The following is a 16,264-nucleotide window of genomic DNA, read 5'->3' on the forward strand; positions in this document are numbered from 1 at the left end:
GCCGCTCAGGCCACGCCCAGCCCGTCCAGCACCACCGCGCCCGGCAGTTCCGCGAACGCCTTCCCCGGCACCAGCAGCTTGCCCTGCCGCCGCCCGCTGCCGACCAGGACGTACGACAGGTCGACGACGGCCGAGTCCACCAACACGGGCCAGTCGGCGGGGAGCCCGACGGGGGTGATGCCGCCGTACTCCATGCCGCTCTCACCCGTGGCCGTGTCCATCGAAGCGAACGAGGCCTTGCGGGCGCCGAGTTGACGGCGCACGACACCGTTGACGTCGACGCGGGTGGTGGACAGCACGACACACGCGGCCAGTTGGGTCTCGCCGCCGCGCTTGCCCGCGACGACGACACAGTTCGCGGACTGCTCCAGCAGTTCCTCGCCGTAGTGCTGCACGAAGACGGCGGTGTCGGCCCACTGCGGGTCGGTCTCGACGTAGATGATCTGTTCGGCGGGGACGCTGCCGCTCCAGCGGCGTACGGCGTCCGCGACCGGGGCGGTCAGTTCGTCGAGGCAGTCGGGGGCGGGCCGGGCGTTGTCGAAGTGTCCGATGGGTGCGTCCATGGCCGCACGCTAACAGCCGTGCGGCCACGGCCGGCCCGGGGTCTCAGGGCACGGGCGGGACCGAGACGGCCAGCACCATCTCCATGGGGATCTCGCCCTGATTGGCGTATGTGTGCGCGGCGCCCGCCTCGAAGGTGACGCTCGAACCGGCCGGGACCCGGTGTTCGACACTCTCGACGGTGAGGGTCAGTTCGCCGGCCGTGACGTGGGCGATCTCGACCGTGCCGACCGGGTGCGGATCGGAGCTGCTGCTCTCGCCCGGCATCAGCCGCCAGTCCCACATCTCCAGCGGGCCCGGCGCCTCGGCACCGGCGAGGAGCCGGCTGTAGCTGCCCGCGTCGGTGTGCCACAGCCGCACCACCTGTTCGGGCGGGACGACCCGCACCCGCGGGCCCTGTTCGTAGTCGAGCAGGGTGGTGATGCTGACCCCGAGGGCGTCACCGATCTTCACGACCGTGCCGAGGCTCGGATTGGTGCGGGACTGCTCGATCTGGATCAGCATGCCGCGGCTGACCCCGGCACGGGTGGCGAGTGTGTCCAGGGTGAAGCCGCGCTCGGTGCGCCAGCGCTTGACGTTGCGCGCCAGAGACTGGGTCAACAGGTCGAGATCCGACACTCTAAGTCCAATATTCTGTATCCGAAGTCCAACTGAGTGAACTATTGTCGGGTGCACCCGATCATCCACCGAACTGTACTGCGAGGCACCCCGTGACAGCACTCTTCGCCCTGGCCACCAGCCTCCTGTGGGGGTTGGCCGACTTCGGCGGCGGACTGCTGACCCGACGCGTCCCGGCGCTCACGGTGGTGGTCGTCTCACAGACGATCGCGGCGATCGCGCTCGCGGTGGTCGTGCTCGCCACCGGCGGCTGGAGCGAGGCGGACCCCAGGCTGTGGTTCGCGGTCGGCGCCGGTCTGATCGGCCCCCTCGGCCTCATCTGCTTCTACAAGGCGCTCGCCCTGGGCCCGATGGGCGTCGTCTCCCCGCTCGGCACGCTCGCCGTGGCCGTCCCGATCGGGGTCGGGCTCTTCCTCGGCGAACGCCCGGGCCTGACGCAGATCGCGGGCATCGCGGTCGCCATCCTAGGTGTCGTCCTCGCCGGCGGCCCGCAGCTGCGGGGCGCCCCCGTGCAGCGCCAGGCCATCCTGCTCACCCTGGTCGCGGCCCTGTGCTTCGGCACCGTGCTCGCACTGATCGCGGCGGCCTCGACCACCGCCACCGGACTGTTCCTCGCGCTCTTCGTACAGCGCGTGACGAACGTCGTGGTCGGCGGCGCCACCCTGTACGCCGCCGCCCGCAAGGGCGCCGCGATCCTCCCGGCTGTCGGCTTCCCCTGGGCCTCGCTGCCCGCCCTGGCCTTCGTCGGTCTCGCCGACGTCGCCGCCAACGGCAGCTACGCCATCGCCGCCCGGCTCGGCCCGGTCACGGTCGCGGCGGTGCTCGCCTCGCTCTACCCGGTGGTCACCGCCCTCGCCGCGCGCGGCTTCCTCAGCGAACGGCTCCGGGCGGTCCAGGCGGCCGGCGCGGGTCTCGCCCTGGTCGGCACCCTGCTGCTGGCGACGGGCTGACTCAGTCCAGCTCGGCGAGCTTCGCCGCGGTCTCCTCGTCCAGCCCGGCCAGCGCGTTGAGCTGCTCCGGCGTGACCCCGTCCGGGATCGGCACCGGCGCCGGGGTCCGCAGCGGCGGCTGCCAGCCGGCCTCGGCGGTCCACCGCCGTACGACCCTGGCGGGCGCCCCCGCGACCACGGCATGGTCCGGCACCGCGCCGCGCACCACCGCGCCGGCCGCCACGACCACGTTCCGTCCGATCCGCGCCCCCGGCAGGATCACGGCGCCGGTGCCGATCCAGCAGCCCGGGCCGATCTCCACCGGCTCCATCCGCGGCCACTGCTTGCCGATGGGCTCGTGCGGATCGTCGTAGGAGTGATTGGTGGAGGTGACGTACACGTAGGGCCCGAAGTAGCAGTCGCTGCCGATGGTGACCGTCGTGTCCGCGATGACATGGCTGCCGCGGCCGAGGACGACACCGTCCCCGATGCGCAGGATCGGCTCCGGACCGAGGTCCAGGTCGGGCATCAGACCCGCGGTCAGGGTGACCTGTTCTCCGACGATGCAGTGCGAGCCCAGGTGGATCCACGGCTCCCCGAAGACCGTGCCGAGCGGGAAGGCGAGCCGGGTGTGCTCTCCCAGCGCGCCGAAGCGGAACCGTCCAGGGTGCTCGGCGGTCACCGACCCCGTGCGCTGCACCCAGGCCCAGCCCGCGTGGACGGCACGCTGCGTGAGGCTGCGACGCCAGGATGAGAACGTGTTCTTCTTCGGCACGTGGTCACCGTACTCAGGGTGCGGTGCGGCGATGAGCGCGCGGACCTGTGATCTTCGCCCCACGCGGGTGGCGTACGGTGCCGGTGTTGACGACGACGAGGAGAAGGCGATGACGCACAAGGCGTTGATCACGGGCATCGGCGGCCGGGAACCGAAGATCGACCAGGAGGCCTTCGTGGCACCCACGGCGTCGGTGATCGGCGACGTGACGCTTCAGGCGGGCGCGAGCGTCTGGTACGGGGCCGTGGTCCGCGGTGACGTCGAGCGGATCTCCGTCGGTGCCCGCAGCAACATCCAGGACAACTGCACGCTGCACGCCGACCCCGGGTTCCCCGTGACCATCGGCGAGCGGGTGTCGGTCGGCCACAACGCGGTGGTGCACGGGGCGACGGTCGAGGACGACTGCCTGATCGGGATGGGCGCCACGGTCCTGAACGGCGCGGTGATCGGCGCGGGCTCACTGGTAGCGGCCCAGGCCCTGGTCACGCAGGGGATGCAGATCCCCCCGGGGTCACTGGTCGCCGGCGTACCGGCGAAGGTCCGGCGCGAACTGTCGGAGGAGGAGCGCCAGGGCGTCACGCTGAACGGCACGCTTTACGCGGACCTGGCGAAGGCGCACGACGAGATCCACGGTTAGCGCAGCGGACCTAGGGGCGCGGGGCTGTGTCGATTTGCGGCTACCGCCGCGTGGGCGCGACCAGCCACAGCCGACCCGCGCCCGAAACTACTCGGCAGCCCCTACGGTCTCAGCCTCACGCACCGCACCCTGAGCCTTCGCAGCCTTGCGCTTCAGCACCAGCATCGACGTGAGACCGATCAGCACGGCCAGCACCAGACCCAGCCACGAGAACCGCTTCAGCCAGGACTCGGCGACGACGCCCACGTAGTAGATGACGGCCGTCGTGCCGCCCGCCCAGAGGATCCCGCCGAGCACGTTGGCGATCAGGAACTTCCAGTACGGCATCCGCAGCACACCCGCGAGCGGGCCGGCGAAGATCCGCAGCAGGGCGACGAAGCGGCCGAAGAAGACGGCCCACATGCCCCACTTCTCGAAGGACCGCTCCGCCGTCGCGATGTGCCCCTCGCTGAAGTGCCTGGGGAACTTCCGCCCCAGCCAGGCCAGCAGCGGGCGCCCGCCCTTGCGGCCGATCGCGTAGCCGATGGAGTCACCGATGATCGCGCCGGCGCTGGCGCAGGCACCGAGGATGAACGGGTCGATCTCGCCGTGCTGCGAGGCGAGCAGCGCGGACGACACGAGGATGATCTCGCCCGGCAGCGGGATGCCCAGGCTCTCCAGGCCGATGACCAGCCCCACCAGCAGATAGATGCTGACCGCGGGTACGGTCTCGAGCCATTCCTGGACGTGCACCGCCGGTTCCTCCCGTGCTCCGTGTTCAGGCGCACGCTCCACACGAGCGTGCGCCGGGGCAGCCTACCCGTTGAGAGTGACGGTGGCGGAGTCCCAGAGGTTGCACCGATGCTCACGGTGAACAGTCGCACTCGGGGCGTTACCCCCCGCGGCCGCCGTGCGCAGCGAGAGCACCTTGCCCGCGCCTGCGGGCATCGCGGGCTGTCCGTCCGCCCGTGGCACTCCCCCGCGGACGAAGGAGCCCCAGTACTGGACCATCTGCCGGGCCAGCACCCGCTGCTCGGCGTTGAGCGGGGACTCCAGGCCGAAGTGCCTGAAGAGGTACTGCAACTCGTTGACGTGGGTCGCGCCGAAGTCGAAGTCCGTGTTCAGGTTCCGCAGCGAGGCGAACGGCGGCGAGGTGAGGTCGGCGAACTCGTACGCGTAGACGGGACCGCGTGCAGCGAGCACACCGTCGAGACGCAGTGCGCTGCACGCGAAGAGCGCGTCGCCGAGGGCCGTGGCGTAGCCGATCGTCGGGGACGGGTACGCCGAGACCGGGTAGCGCCGTAGCGCCTCCTCGCCGAATTCCTCCCGTATGACGGCCGGGTACTGCTCGGCGGTCAGCGGGGTCCCGTTCAGGTCGAATCGGGCGAAGGCGAAGAGCCGCCCCTCATCATGGTTCGCCCCGTTCATCACCGGCACCCCGGCGGCGGCCCCTCGGGCGAGAGCCTTCGACGGCTGCACCGGCAGGAAGCGCCCGCCGGTCACCGGCCCCCAGTCGAACTCGCCCTGGGCGGCGAGGACTTCGGCGGGGGACTTGCCGCGCAGACACGTCACGGTCTCGCACCCGAGCCGCCGCGCGAAGTCGGCGCCCTGACTCACAGCCGCCTCGTGCGTCCGGGCGCCGCAGTCGTCGTACGCCCCGCTCTGCACGATGCCCGCCCGGAACAGCCCCTTCGCCGTGGGCGAGGCGAGCTGGGTGCAGACCGAGCGGCCGCCCGCGGACTCGCCGGCGATGGTGACGCGGCCCGGGTCGCCGCCGAAGCGGCCGATGTTGGCGCGCACCCAGCGCAGCGCCGCCTGCTGGTCGAGCATGCCGAAGTTGCCGGAGACCCCGTCGCGGGCCTCGTCGTCGAGACCGGCGGTGGCGAGGAAACCCATGGCTCCCAGGCGGTAGTTGATCGTGACGACGACGGTGCCGGTCTGCCGGGCGAAGGCGTCCGGCACGATGTCCTGACCGGCCCCGGCGGTGAGCCCGCCCCCGTGGAACCAGACCATGACCGCGCGTCGGCCGGCGCCCTCGGGGACGTACACATTGAGGTCGAGGCAGTCCTCGGTGTGCGAGGGCCGCTCGTAGCCGGGGTCCCAACTCTCCGTCTGGACGCACTTGTCGCCGAAGTCCTGTGCGTCCCGCACCCCGTGCCACGGTTCGACCGCTCTCGGCGCCTTCCAGCGCAGCGCGCCGACCGGCGGCTGGGCGTAGGGAACGCCGAGGAACTGCCGTCCCTCGGTGGTGACTTCACCCCGTACCAGGCCCGCTCCGGTGCGGACCACGGGGTCGGACGACGTCTGCGCCTGAGCGGGCGCGGGCACCACGACCGCGGCCGCGAGTGCCGTCAGTGCGACGGCGATACGACGTATCACTTGGTCACCTCCACAGTTGCGAGCTCGGCGATGAGTCCTTCGACGCGCCCACGCTCCGGTCGGGTCTGTCCTGGGCGGGCGCGGCGGAAAACTACGACCGTCGGTGACTCGTGTCAATGAACCGAACAGGAAACGGCCGGATGCCGACAGGCACCGAAGAGGGGGCCGCCTCGGCGAGGCAGCCCCCAGCTCAGCCAGCTCAGTGAAGGACGCTCCGGAGAGCGACGGCGACGGCTCCCACGGCCCGTTCACCCCGGCCGCGGCCCGGATCCTCGGGCTCGTCCCGATGGTCGACCTGGGCCATCCGGGGCTCGTTCCCCTCCGGCTCCTGCGCCACCTCACCGTCCGACTCCACGGGAGGCGCGAGCTCGGCGCCGGGTGACTGCGAGGCGGTGTCCGGGAGTCGGCGGCCGTCGTCCTCCGGGCTCTCGCCGCCCCCCGCCTTCTCCGACTCTCCCTGATTCTCTTCCTCCTTTTCCTCCCCTGCCTTCTTCTCCTTCTGCTTCTCTTCCGTCCCTGCCTTCTTGCGCGTCTCCGCCGTGCCGCCGCCCGCCGTCTCGAACAGCCATCCCTGGTCGCCGGAACCGTCCCGCTCGACGACCACGACGTCCCGGTCCTTGCCCGGCGCGACGACCAGCCCCTTGTGCCAGCGCAGCAGCAGCTCGCCGCGGACCGTGAGGTCGTACTGGACCTCCCCGGCGTGCACCAGGCACCCGTCGAGGACGACCGAACCCGCGTCGGTCTCGGAGCCGAGGCACAGGGCGGGATCGGCGAGGCTGCGCAGCAGGCCGTCGTCCTGGTACGACCACTGCTGGGACAGGGCGGAGGAGCAAGCCGCGAGCACGGTCGCGGCGCCGACCTCGACCTTCTTCCCGCGGATGTCGAGGCAGAGCCCGGCGTCACGGCTGCGGAGCCGGCCCTGTCCGATCTCCACGGGGTCACTTGCGGAGGCGGCCGACGGGGAGCCCGCGGACGAGGGCACCGAGTCGGGGCTGGGCACGACGTCGTTGCCGCTGACCGCGCCCCAGGTGACGCGGGGGTCGGGGACACCGTTGTCATCGGACCAGCCCTTGGTGACGAGGACGGTCGCGAGGAGGGCGAGGGAGGTCAGGCCGACGACCATCGCCGCCTTGGTGTGCCGTCTCGGCACGGCGAGACGTGCGGGCCGGTGCCGGCCACCACCGCGCGGACGCGTGGCCGGCGACTGGCTCGAGCCGCCCCGGCCGGGCCGTGAGTCGAGGTAGCGGCGGGCGCCCCACCCGAGCACGGTCTCGGCGAGCAACACCTCCAGGCCGCCCTCGAAATGGCTCAGCTGCTCGGCGGCGTGCCGGCAGTAGCGGCACTCCGTCAGATGCTGCTGGACATCGGGCAGCAGAGCGCCGCCGCGGCGAATCGGGACATCGAGGAGTCGGTTGTAGAAGCGGCAATCCTTCGAGGGTGCGAGTTCCCGGTGGGCCCGTACGCAACCGGCCCGGAATTGGTCGCGGGCCTGTTCCAGCGCGCCCGCCGCACGGGCGACGTCGACCCCCAACAGACCGGCCGGTACGGATATGGGCTCGGCCTCGACCTCAACATGCCACAACAGGCATTGTGAGGCTCCCGGAAGGGCCTTGAATGCGCGCTCGGCGAGCTTCCGCCTTTCGGGCGTGGCACCTCGCGCCGCACGCAGTCCCCGGCCGCCGGTCGGTTTGTCCAACTCCGGCAGTACGGCGGAAATACGGTCCTGCCCGGACCACTCCTTCACCGTGTCCCGTACGGCGGCGAGCAGTTGGGGCCGTACGGCGCCGCCGCCCGCCCGGCCCAGCACGTGGTGGAACGCCGCGGCGGCCACGAGCTCGGCCGAACTCGACGAGGAGGCCAGACAGATGACCGCGTATTCGTGCGTGGCCCGCCAATGCCGGGCCAGCAGCAGGGCGACCGCGCGGTCGCCGCCTTCGGCGCCGCCCAATTGGGCGACGAGATTACGGTCGGACTCCCCAGGAGTCGCTCCGGGTCGCGGCGGATAGGGGGGTCTTGGGGGGTATGGGGATTGCACGGAACCAATTTCCTTCCAAGCCGCAGGACGGCACGGTCAATGCGCGTCCGTCGGAAAGCAGGTGCGTGATTGGTGCATACCTATGCCGCGTCAGGTACGGTGCGGTCATTCGGGGCGGTCACCTTCGCACACGCGATTGACAGGAAACAAGAAGTTCGAGTGACCGAAGTTCAAAACGCAGCCAATTCAAATAAGTTACCGGCGGTATCCGCACCCGCATTCGATAACGCGACGCGCAGGTTGCCGACTTGTGGACGCTCGGAGACAGTTGGCACACGAAATCTTCAACTTTCGCGGCCCCGTGGCGGACGCACAGCGGGCTCTCACGCCGCTCCCGGGACGCTCTCATTCCCGTCGGCCAGCATGGGCCGCATGACCGTCCCCCACACTCCCGCCGCCCCTGCGGCCCCGGCCCACGCCCGCCCCGTACGCAAGGCCGTGGTCCCGGCCGCCGGGCTCGGCACCCGCTTCCTGCCCGCGACGAAGGCCACGCCGAAGGAGATGCTCCCGGTCGTCGACAAGCCGGCCATCCAGTACGTCGTCGAGGAGGCCGCCGCGGCCGGTCTCGATGACGTACTGATGATCACCGGTCGCCACAAGCGGGCGATCGAGGACCACTTCGACCACGCCTTCGAACTGGAGCAGGCCCTCGCGGCCAAGGGCGACACGCTCCGCCTCGACGCCGTACGCGACCCGGCCCGCCTCGCCGCCATCCACCACATCAGGCAGGGCGAGCCCCTCGGCCTCGGCCACGCGGTGCTGTGCGCCCGCCGACACGTCGGCGCCGAGCCGTTCGCCGTACTGCTCGGCGACGACCTCGTCGACCCGCGCGAGACACTGCTCAGCCGGATGCTCGACGTCCGCGACGAGCACAGGGGAAGCGTCGTCGCCCTGATGGAGGTCCCGCGCGAGCAGATCCACCTGTACGGCTGCGCCGCTGTGGAACGGACCGGGCAGGACGACGTCGTCCGCGTGACCGGGCTCGTCGAGAAGCCCTCACCCCAGAATCCGCCCAGCACCTACGCCGTGATCGGCCGCTATGTCCTCGACCCGGCGGTCTTCGACACCCTGGAGCGCACCCCGCCCGGCCGCGGCGGCGAGATCCAGCTGACCGACGCCCTCCAGGAACTCGCCGTCGGCGGCACGGTGCACGGAGTCGTCTTCGACGGGCTGCGCTACGACACCGGCGACAAGGCGGACTATCTGCGCACGGTGGTCCGGCTGGCCTGCGACCGCCCGGACCTGGGTCCCGAATTCCTCGCCTGGCTCAGGGAGTTCGTGGCGGCGGCCGAGAGCGGCGAAACCGGCCGGCAAGGGCTCGCGGCCTGACCGTGCGCGAAGGCCCCTTGAATCCGCCAGTGCGGGGGGCCTTCCCTGAACGGCTACCGCTCAGCTGTTGGGACGCAGCGTCCAGACGACGGTCATCTCACCGGTCACCGCGCCGTCGGCGCGCCGGATCTCGATCGTCACCGGGAACTCGGGGCGCTCCCCCGCGTCCAGCGAGGCCACGACCTCGGCGGCCGGCCGGCCCAGGGTCGCGGTGGCGGTGACGGCGCCCATCGCGAGCTTCTTGTAGGCGATCTCGGCGCTGACCGCGAGCGGCACGGCACGCGCGAGCTGCTCCCCGAACGCGGCGAGGACGATCGCGCCGCTGGCGGACTCACCGAGCGTGAACATCGCACCGGCGTGCGGTCCGCCCACGTGGTTGTGGTACTCGCCCTGGTCGGGCAGGGCGACCACGGCCTTCTCGGACGTGGTCTCCAGGAACTCGAGGTTCAGGGTCCGGGCCATGGGCACGGTGGCGGACAGCATCTCGCCGATCGACATCTGGTCTGCGCTCATAGTCGGCATGTTACCCACGAGTAGCCTCGAATGGCCAGGTCGTGTGATGATCGTCGTATCCTTACGGCCCATGTGGCCAGGAGAGCGCCCGCCGGGGGGCGGAACGGATCCGCAGCAGGACGCCAACCCCTACCGGCAGCCGGGATATCAGCAGCCCAACCCGTACACCGCCCCGCAGCCGCCCCCGCCGGGCGCCGGCGGCCGACGTACGAGAACCGTCGTCCTCGCGGCGACCGCCGTCGTCGTGGTCGCCGCCCTGGTGACCGGCGCCGTGCTCCTCGGAGGCGGTACCGACGACGAGGCGGCGCCGGACCCGACGCCGTCCCCGGTGTCGCCGTCCGCCTCCGCGGACCCGCGCGCCGCCGACGGGCTGCGGCCGACCGTGGCCGGCTGGAAGGTCGTGGTGAACCCGAGCCTCGGCGTGGCCTTCGACGTTCCGCCGCAGTGGGCGCTGGAGTCGAAGGACTGGGTGTCGTACGTCGCGGAGGACGACGATCCCGACGACACCCCGCTCGTCGCCATGAAGGCACCCGCGGTCCTCCAGGAGAAGTGGTGCAGTTCGGACGACGACAAGGACGGCAGCACCGAGGACACGCCGTTGGCGAGCGCGGGGTCCCGGGGCAACAACGGGGCGCGGAGCACCGAGGAGATCGCCCGCGCGGACTCCGCGGCCTGGGTCTACGGCCTGTACACCCAGCCGGACCGGAAGAAGGTCGCCACGGACCCGGTCACCTCGTTCACGACGGCCTCGGGACTGACCGGCAGCGTCGCCACGTCGCGGTCCTCCGGCGTCGAGCGGCGGGACAAGTGCGACACGGACGGCAGGGCGACCACGTTCGCCTTCGAGAACTCCGAGGGCGATTTCGCCTCATGGTCGTTCGTCGGCGCCCAGGGCGTCACGGACGAGGTTCCGCAGGCCACGGTCGAGAAGATCCTGGCCACGGTACGGCTGTTCACGCCCGCGGAGTCCTGAGTTGCTACGGCCCTGACAAGGGGTGGTGACCCAATCGATGCACGGACGCCACTAAGGTGACTGCCCATGTGGCCAGGACAGCAGCCGCCCGGGGGCGAGCAGAACCCGCAGGACCAGAACAACCCGTACCAGCAGCCGGGGTACCAGCAACCCAACCCGTACCAGCAGCCCGGCTATCAGCAGCCGAGCCCTTACGGGCAGCCGACCCAGTGGGACACGCCGCAGTCGCCGCAGCCCGGTGGCGGCGGTGGTGGCGTTGGCGGTGGCAACCGTACGAAGATCACCGCGATCGTGGCCGCGCTGGCCGTCGTGGTGGCCGCCGGTGTGACCGGCTTCCTGGTGCTGGGCGGTGACAAGGACGACGAGGCGGACGGGGGCTCGGACAAGCAGGCTGGGCAGACGGCGCCGCCGTCGAAGTCCGCCTCGACGGACCCGTCCGCGTCTGCCTCCGGCTCGGACGACAACCCTCGGGGCGGTGAGGCGGAGAAGGCGACGATCGACGGCTGGAAGGTCGTCGTCAACCCGAAGTGGGGTACCGCCTTCGACGTCCCGGCGGACTGGCAGGTCGAGTCGCCGGGCATGCTCATCGGCTTCGAGAAGCACAACGCCAAGGCCGGCGACAAGCCCATCATCACCATGTCCGCGCCGGCGTACCTCAAGGAGAAGTGGTGCACGTCGGACGACGACAAGGACGGTGACACCGAGGACACCGCCCTCGCCACCGCCGGCACCAAGGGCGCGAACGGCGCCAAGAACACCGACGAGGTCGCCGTCAACCAGGTCCCGTGGTGGGTGTTCGGCGGCTACACGCAGCCGGACAAGAAGAGCATCACGTTCGACGAGAAGGCGAAGCCGTTCACCACGACGTCGGGCGTCGAGGGCAGCATCGCCTGGGCCCGTTCGAAGAACACGCCGCAGAAAGGCAAGTGCGCCACCGACGGCAAGGCGGTCACGTTCGGGTTCAAGAACTCGGCCGGCGACTTCGTGGCGTTCAGCCTCTACGGCGCCACCGGTGTCGACGACGAGCTCCCGGACGCGACGATCACGAAGATCCTGAGCACGGTCCGCCTGCACGGCGAGCCGACGGGCTGACGGGCTGACGGGCTGACGGGCTGACGGGCTGACGGCTGACGGGCCGGCGGGTCGTTCGATGTCGGCCTGAATCCGTTTGGCAAGTCGGGGACGGTACGGGGACAGTCGGCCGGTGACCTCCGCCGACACCCCGATACGCCGCGCAGACCCGACTGGGCCGGCTGCAACTACAGCCTGCTGACCGCCGCCGCCTTCGTCACCAGCCTCGGCAGCCACGGCGCGCTGATCGCCGCCGCGTTCGCCGTCCTGGAGGCGGGCGGCGACGGCGGTGACGTGGGGGCTCGTGGCCGCCGCGCGGACGCTGCCGCTGGGGGTGTTCCTCCCGATCGGCGGCGCGCTCGCGGACCGGCTCCCCCGGCACCGGGTGATGGTCGCGGCGAACGCCCTGAACTGTGTCTCGCAGGGCGCCTTCGCGGTGCTGGTCCTCACCGGTGAGCCGCGGCTGTGGCAGATGATGCTGCTGACCGCGCTGGGCGGCACCGGCCAGGCGTTCTTCAGCCCGGCCGCCGAGGGCATGCTGATGTCCTCGGTCCGGGGCGAGCGGGCGAGCCGGGCGTTCGCGGCCCGCGGCGGAGCCGCTGATCAGATGCAGCCGGATGGCGATGCAGGGCGCGGCTCTCGGCGGCGCCGCGCTGGGCGGTGCGATGGTCGCCGTGATCGGCCCGGGCTGGGTCCTCGCGGCGGACGCGGCGGCGTTCGCGGTGGCCGGAGCGTTGCGCTCCTTCCTGGACGTGAGCCACATCCCGCCCCGCGCTCCCGGGGGCGGCATGCTCGCCGACCTCAGGGAGGGCTGGCAGGAGTTCAGCAGCCGTCTGTGGCTGTGGGGCATCGTCGTACAGTTCTCGATCGCGAACGCCGTCATGGGCGCCGCCGACGCGGTCTACGGCCCGCTCGTCGCCCGTGACCAGCTGGGCGGGGCGGGCCCCTGGGGTCTGGCCCTCGGCTTCTTCGGCGCGGGCACGGTCGCCGGCGCGCTGCTGATGACCCGCTGGCGGCCGCGCCACCTGCTCCTGTGGGGCACCGTCTGCGTCTTCCCCCTGGCCCTCCCCTCGGCGGCCCTGGCGGTACCCACCTCGGTCGGGGTCCTGTGCGCGGCGATGTTCCTGACCGGCGTCACGCTGGAGGTCTTCGGGGTGAGCTGGATGACCGCGCCGGCCGGTCCCGCGGAGTCGGCGTTCGGGCGGTCCAACGCGCTGTGGGGCTGTGCGGCGCTGGTCGTGGTGGTGACCGCGGCCGTGCTGTGCGTACCGGACGTGCGCAACCTGCGCCGCACCGGCAAGCACGTCACCGGGTCGGCCGCGAACGACTCAGCCGATGCCGAACGTCCCGTCGGGGGGCTCGGGTGACGGCACCGCCTCCGCGTCCCGCACGGGCCGGGCGCCCCGGATGAAGTCCCGCAGCCCGACGCCGTGTTCGACCCGGGCCGGAAAGGCGTCGGAGGCGGTCCGCCGGGCCAGCGCGGCCGTGTCGAGGGGACGGTGGGCGGCCACGAGCACGGCGTTGCCGAACCGCCGCCCCCGCAGCACGCCGGGTTCGGCGATCAGCACCAGTTCCTCGAACACCGCCGCGAAATTTGCGAGCTGGGAACGCAGGAACGCGAACGGCGCGGCGTCGGCGAGGTTCGCCAGATAGACCCCGCCGTCCCGCAGGACCCGCGCGGCCTCCCGCGCGTACTCCACGGACGTCAGCTGCGCGGGCACGCGCGACCCACCGAAGACATCGGCGACCAGGGCGTCCACGGAGTCGCTCGGGGCCCCCTCCAGCCACGTCCGGGCGTCGGCGGTGTGCAGTCCGATCCCGGCACCGCCGTCCGCCAGCGGCAGATGCTCCACGACCAGCTCCAGCAGCCCCCGGTCGAACTCCACGACGTCCTGCCGGGAACCGGGCCGCATCGCGGCGACGTACCGGGGCAGGGTGAGCGCCCCTCCCCCGAGATGCAGCACGTCCAGCGCCCGCCCGGGCTCCGCCACGGTGTCCAGCACATGACCGAGCCGACGCGCGTACTCGAATTCGAGATGCGCCGGCTCGTCCAGATCGACGTACGACTGAGGCGCACCGTCGACGGTGAGCAGCCACGCCCGCTTCCGATCGACATCGGGCATGAGCTTGGCGAACCCATGATCGACGGCACGGGCGACGGGGATGGCTTCGGTCACCTCCTCATTGTGCCTGTGGCGGATGCCGCCAACGGGCGCGGGGAACTGCGCGACCAGCCACAACGGCCCCGCAGCCCCCCACGCACCGCAACCACCCTCACACGACGGCGGTCACGGTCCCCGCCCCGACGGTCCGACCGCCCTCACGGATGGCGAACCCGAGCCCCGGCTCCAGCGGCACCTCCCGCCCCAGCTCGACGGTCATCGTCACCGTCTCCCCGGGCCGAGCGACAGCCACCTCACCGAGGTCGACGTCCCCCACCACATCCGCGGTCCGGATGTAGAACTGCGGCCGATACCCGGTGGCGACCGGCGTCGTACGCCCGCCCTCACGCGAGGACAGCACGTACACCTGCGCCGAGAACCGCCGCCGCGGCTCCACGGACCCCGGCGCGGCGACCACATGCCCACGCCGGACGGCGTCCCGCGGAACGCCCCGCAGCAGCAGCGCCACGTTGTCCCCGGCCTGCGCCTCCTCCATGGGCTTGCCGAACGTCTCCACCCCGGTCACCACCGTGTCCACGGCGGCGCCGAGCACTTCCACGCGGTCGCCCACCCGCACGGTGCCGCGCTCGACGGCCCCCGTCACGACCGTCCCCCGGCCGGTGATGGTGAGCACGTTCTCGACCGACAACAGGAAGGGCGCGTCCAAGTACCGCTCCGGCATGGGCACATACGTGTCCACCGCGTCGAGCAGCGCCTCGACGGACGCCGTCCACCGCGGGTCGCCCTCCAGCGCTTTGAGCCCGGAGACCCGCACGACGGGCACCGCGTCACCGCCGTAGCCGTGCCACGTGAGCAGGTCGCGGACCTCCAGCTCGACGAGGTCGATGAGCTCCTCGTCGCCCGCGTCGGCCTTGTTGAGGGCGACGACGATGTGGTCGACGCCCACCTGCCGGGCGAGCAGCACGTGTTCGGCGGTCTGCGGCATGATCCCGTCGAGCGCGGAGACGACGAGGATCGCCCCGTCGAGCTGCGCGGCCCCGGTGACCATGTTCTTGACGTAGTCGGCGTGGCCGGGCATGTCCACGTGCGCGTAGTGCCGGGTGTCGGTCTCGTACTCGACGTGCGCGATGTTGATGGTGATGCCGCGCGCCGCCTCCTCCGGGGCCCGGTCGATGCGGTCGAACGGTACGTATCGGGTGCTGCTGCCGGACCCGCGCTCGGCGAGGACCTTGGTGATGGCGGCGGTCAGGGTGGTCTTGCCGTGGTCGACGTGACCCATGGTGCCGATGTTCAGGTGCGGCTTGGTGCGCACGTATGCCGTCTTGGGCATGGCTGTACCTCGAAGTCTCGGTGAGAGCGTAAGAGTCTCCAGGTGGGAGACGGGGACCCCGGGTACTCACCGACCCTCCCCCTGCGGGGTCCGCCGGACAATCCGGAGAGGGTCAGCTTCGGGCGCCGTCGACGGCTGCCAGGAGGATTTCGACGGCAGCCTTCGGCGCATCCGCGACTGCGGATGCTGCGAGGTGGAAGGCGTACCGGAACATGACGCCGATCATTGCCGACGCCGCGGCGGGCGTCGAATGGTTTTTCGCCGTACGGGACTTCAGGCGCCGATGTTCCTGAGCGCTTCCCGCACCGACAGCGGCGCGAAGCGGCCCTTCTCCCGGGCGAGGAAGGTCCGTACGGCCTCCGGGTCGGTCTTGGCGTACTCGCGCAGCGCCCAGCCGATCGCCTTGCGGATGAAGAAGTCGGAGTGCCCGGACTGGCTCAGGCAGTAGCCGAAGAGGCGTTCGGCGTCGGTGTGTTCCTTGTAGCGGAGCTGGTGGAGGAGTGCGGTGCGGGCGATCCACAGGTCGTCGTCCACGATCCAGGCGTCCATGTCCCGGGTGAGCTTCGGGTCGGCGGTGACCAGGGCGCCGACGACGTGCGCGGCGAGCAGGTCCACGGTGTCCCACCAGGGGACGGTGGAGACGAGATGCCGGGTCACCGGGAGGAAGCCGGACGAGAGCACGCGCGCGTGGCGGCGCAGATAGTCGACGGCGAAGTACTGGTACTCGCGCTCGGGCAGCTCCCAGCAGCGCAGCGCGATCGCCGTGCAGTCGGCCTCGGCGGGGCGGGGCGTGCCCTCCAGGACGGTGCGGGACAGGGCACGGCGCACGGGCGTGGTGAGGCCGAGGAAGGGGGCCACGTCCTTCATGTACGCGCGCATCGGCTCGGCCCGCGCGGGGTCGGCCGCGGCGCCGTAGACGGCCGTGAGTCGCTCCAGCACGGTGTCCGCAAGGGTGCTGCCCGGCAGTGAGGGAGATCCCACACCTGTGACGCTCATGAGACGAACCATACGG

At 71.5% G+C, this 16,264-nt stretch carries 15 protein-coding genes and 1 pseudogene; 6 read left to right on the top strand and 10 right to left on the bottom strand.

Annotation, left to right across the window (positions count from 1 at the left end; all coding sequences use genetic code 11):
• Window positions 1-5 precede the first annotated feature (5 nt).
• On the bottom strand, window positions 6-563 hold the full coding sequence (locus ABKA17_RS39020) for a YbaK/EbsC family protein (protein WP_353697126.1): 558 nt from the start codon (window positions 561-563) through the stop codon (window positions 6-8).
• Window positions 564-606: 43 nt separating this feature from the next.
• A complete protein-coding gene (locus ABKA17_RS39025; RefSeq protein WP_353697127.1) occupies window positions 607-1,179 on the bottom strand; it encodes a helix-turn-helix domain-containing protein in 573 nt (190 codons plus the stop codon).
• A 92-nt stretch (window positions 1,180-1,271) separates the two neighbouring features.
• On the opposite strand from ABKA17_RS39025, the gene ABKA17_RS39030 reads away from it, so the two are divergent.
• Window positions 1,272-2,129, top strand: a complete 858-nt coding sequence (locus tag ABKA17_RS39030; protein ID WP_353697128.1) for a DMT family transporter — start codon at window positions 1,272-1,274, stop codon at window positions 2,127-2,129.
• 1 nt (window position 2,130) lies between these two features.
• On the opposite strand, the gene ABKA17_RS39035 is transcribed toward ABKA17_RS39030, so the two are convergent.
• Window positions 2,131-2,883, bottom strand: a complete 753-nt coding sequence (locus tag ABKA17_RS39035) for an acyltransferase (protein WP_353697129.1) — start codon at window positions 2,881-2,883, stop codon at window positions 2,131-2,133.
• A gap of 109 nt (window positions 2,884-2,992) precedes the next feature.
• On the opposite strand from ABKA17_RS39035, the gene ABKA17_RS39040 reads away from it, so the two are divergent.
• Window positions 2,993-3,520, top strand: a complete 528-nt coding sequence (locus ABKA17_RS39040) for a gamma carbonic anhydrase family protein (RefSeq protein WP_353697219.1) — start codon at window positions 2,993-2,995, stop codon at window positions 3,518-3,520.
• 87 nt (window positions 3,521-3,607) lie between these two features.
• Here ABKA17_RS39040 and ABKA17_RS39045 read toward each other — a convergent pair whose 3' ends face one another.
• The 3 genes from ABKA17_RS39045 to ABKA17_RS39055 all read right to left on the bottom strand — a co-directional run bounded on the left by ABKA17_RS39045 (window position 3,608) and on the right by ABKA17_RS39055 (window position 7,913).
• The gene (locus ABKA17_RS39045) at window positions 3,608-4,252 is read right to left on the bottom strand and encodes a DedA family protein (protein WP_353697130.1); all 645 of its coding nucleotides are present in this window, start codon (window positions 4,250-4,252) and stop codon (window positions 3,608-3,610) included.
• A 63-nt stretch (window positions 4,253-4,315) separates the two neighbouring features.
• Complete coding sequence (locus ABKA17_RS39050) at window positions 4,316-5,878, bottom strand: carboxylesterase/lipase family protein (protein ID WP_353697131.1); 1,563 nt, start codon at window positions 5,876-5,878, stop codon at window positions 4,316-4,318.
• Window positions 5,879-6,077: 199 nt separating this feature from the next.
• Entirely contained in the window at window positions 6,078-7,913 is a 1,836-nt protein-coding gene (locus ABKA17_RS39055; protein WP_502994516.1) for an RICIN domain-containing protein, read from the bottom strand.
• 372 nt (window positions 7,914-8,285) lie between these two features.
• Between ABKA17_RS39055 and galU the strand changes: the two genes are divergently transcribed.
• Window positions 8,286-9,242 carry a UTP--glucose-1-phosphate uridylyltransferase GalU gene (gene galU / locus ABKA17_RS39060; protein ID WP_353697133.1) on the top strand — a complete coding sequence of 319 codons (957 nt, stop codon included), beginning with the start codon at window positions 8,286-8,288 and terminating at the stop codon, window positions 9,240-9,242.
• A 60-nt stretch (window positions 9,243-9,302) separates the two neighbouring features.
• On the opposite strand, the gene ABKA17_RS39065 is transcribed toward galU, so the two are convergent.
• Complete coding sequence (locus tag ABKA17_RS39065; protein WP_353697220.1) at window positions 9,303-9,740, bottom strand: DUF4442 domain-containing protein; 438 nt, start codon at window positions 9,738-9,740, stop codon at window positions 9,303-9,305.
• 85 nt (window positions 9,741-9,825) lie between these two features.
• Here ABKA17_RS39065 and ABKA17_RS39070 point away from each other — a divergent pair, with 85 nt between their 5' ends.
• The 3 genes and pseudogenes from ABKA17_RS39070 (at window position 9,826) to ABKA17_RS39080 (ending at window position 13,166) form a co-directional block, all read left to right on the top strand.
• A complete protein-coding gene (locus ABKA17_RS39070) occupies window positions 9,826-10,728 on the top strand; it encodes a DUF8017 domain-containing protein (protein ID WP_353697134.1) in 903 nt (300 codons plus the stop codon).
• 66 nt (window positions 10,729-10,794) lie between these two features.
• Window positions 10,795-11,820, top strand: coding sequence for a DUF8017 domain-containing protein (locus ABKA17_RS39075; protein WP_353697135.1), 1,026 nt, complete (start codon window positions 10,795-10,797; stop codon window positions 11,818-11,820).
• Between the two features lie 174 nt (window positions 11,821-11,994).
• Window positions 11,995-13,166, top strand: a pseudogene (locus tag ABKA17_RS39080) (MFS transporter).
• On the opposite strand, the gene ABKA17_RS39085 reads toward ABKA17_RS39080, so the two are convergent.
• The 3 genes from ABKA17_RS39085 to ABKA17_RS39095 form a co-directional block, all read right to left on the bottom strand.
• Window positions 13,128-13,976 (bottom strand): spermidine synthase, encoded by an 849-nt coding sequence (locus ABKA17_RS39085; protein ID WP_353697136.1) that lies wholly within the window; start codon window positions 13,974-13,976, stop codon window positions 13,128-13,130. The pseudogene ABKA17_RS39080 and the gene ABKA17_RS39085 sit on opposite strands and share 39 nt — an antisense overlap.
• Before the next feature lie 97 nt (window positions 13,977-14,073).
• Entirely contained in the window at window positions 14,074-15,252 is a 1,179-nt protein-coding gene (gene tuf, locus ABKA17_RS39090; RefSeq protein ID WP_353697137.1) for an elongation factor Tu, read from the bottom strand.
• Between the two features lie 273 nt (window positions 15,253-15,525).
• On the bottom strand, window positions 15,526-16,248 hold the full coding sequence (locus ABKA17_RS39095) for a DNA alkylation repair protein (RefSeq protein WP_353697138.1): 723 nt from the start codon (window positions 16,246-16,248) through the stop codon (window positions 15,526-15,528).
• Window positions 16,249-16,264: the final 16 nt, after the last annotated feature.

This window comes from Streptomyces sp. RG80, from assembly GCF_040446465.1.
Classification (GTDB): domain Bacteria; phylum Actinomycetota; class Actinomycetes; order Streptomycetales; family Streptomycetaceae; genus Streptomyces.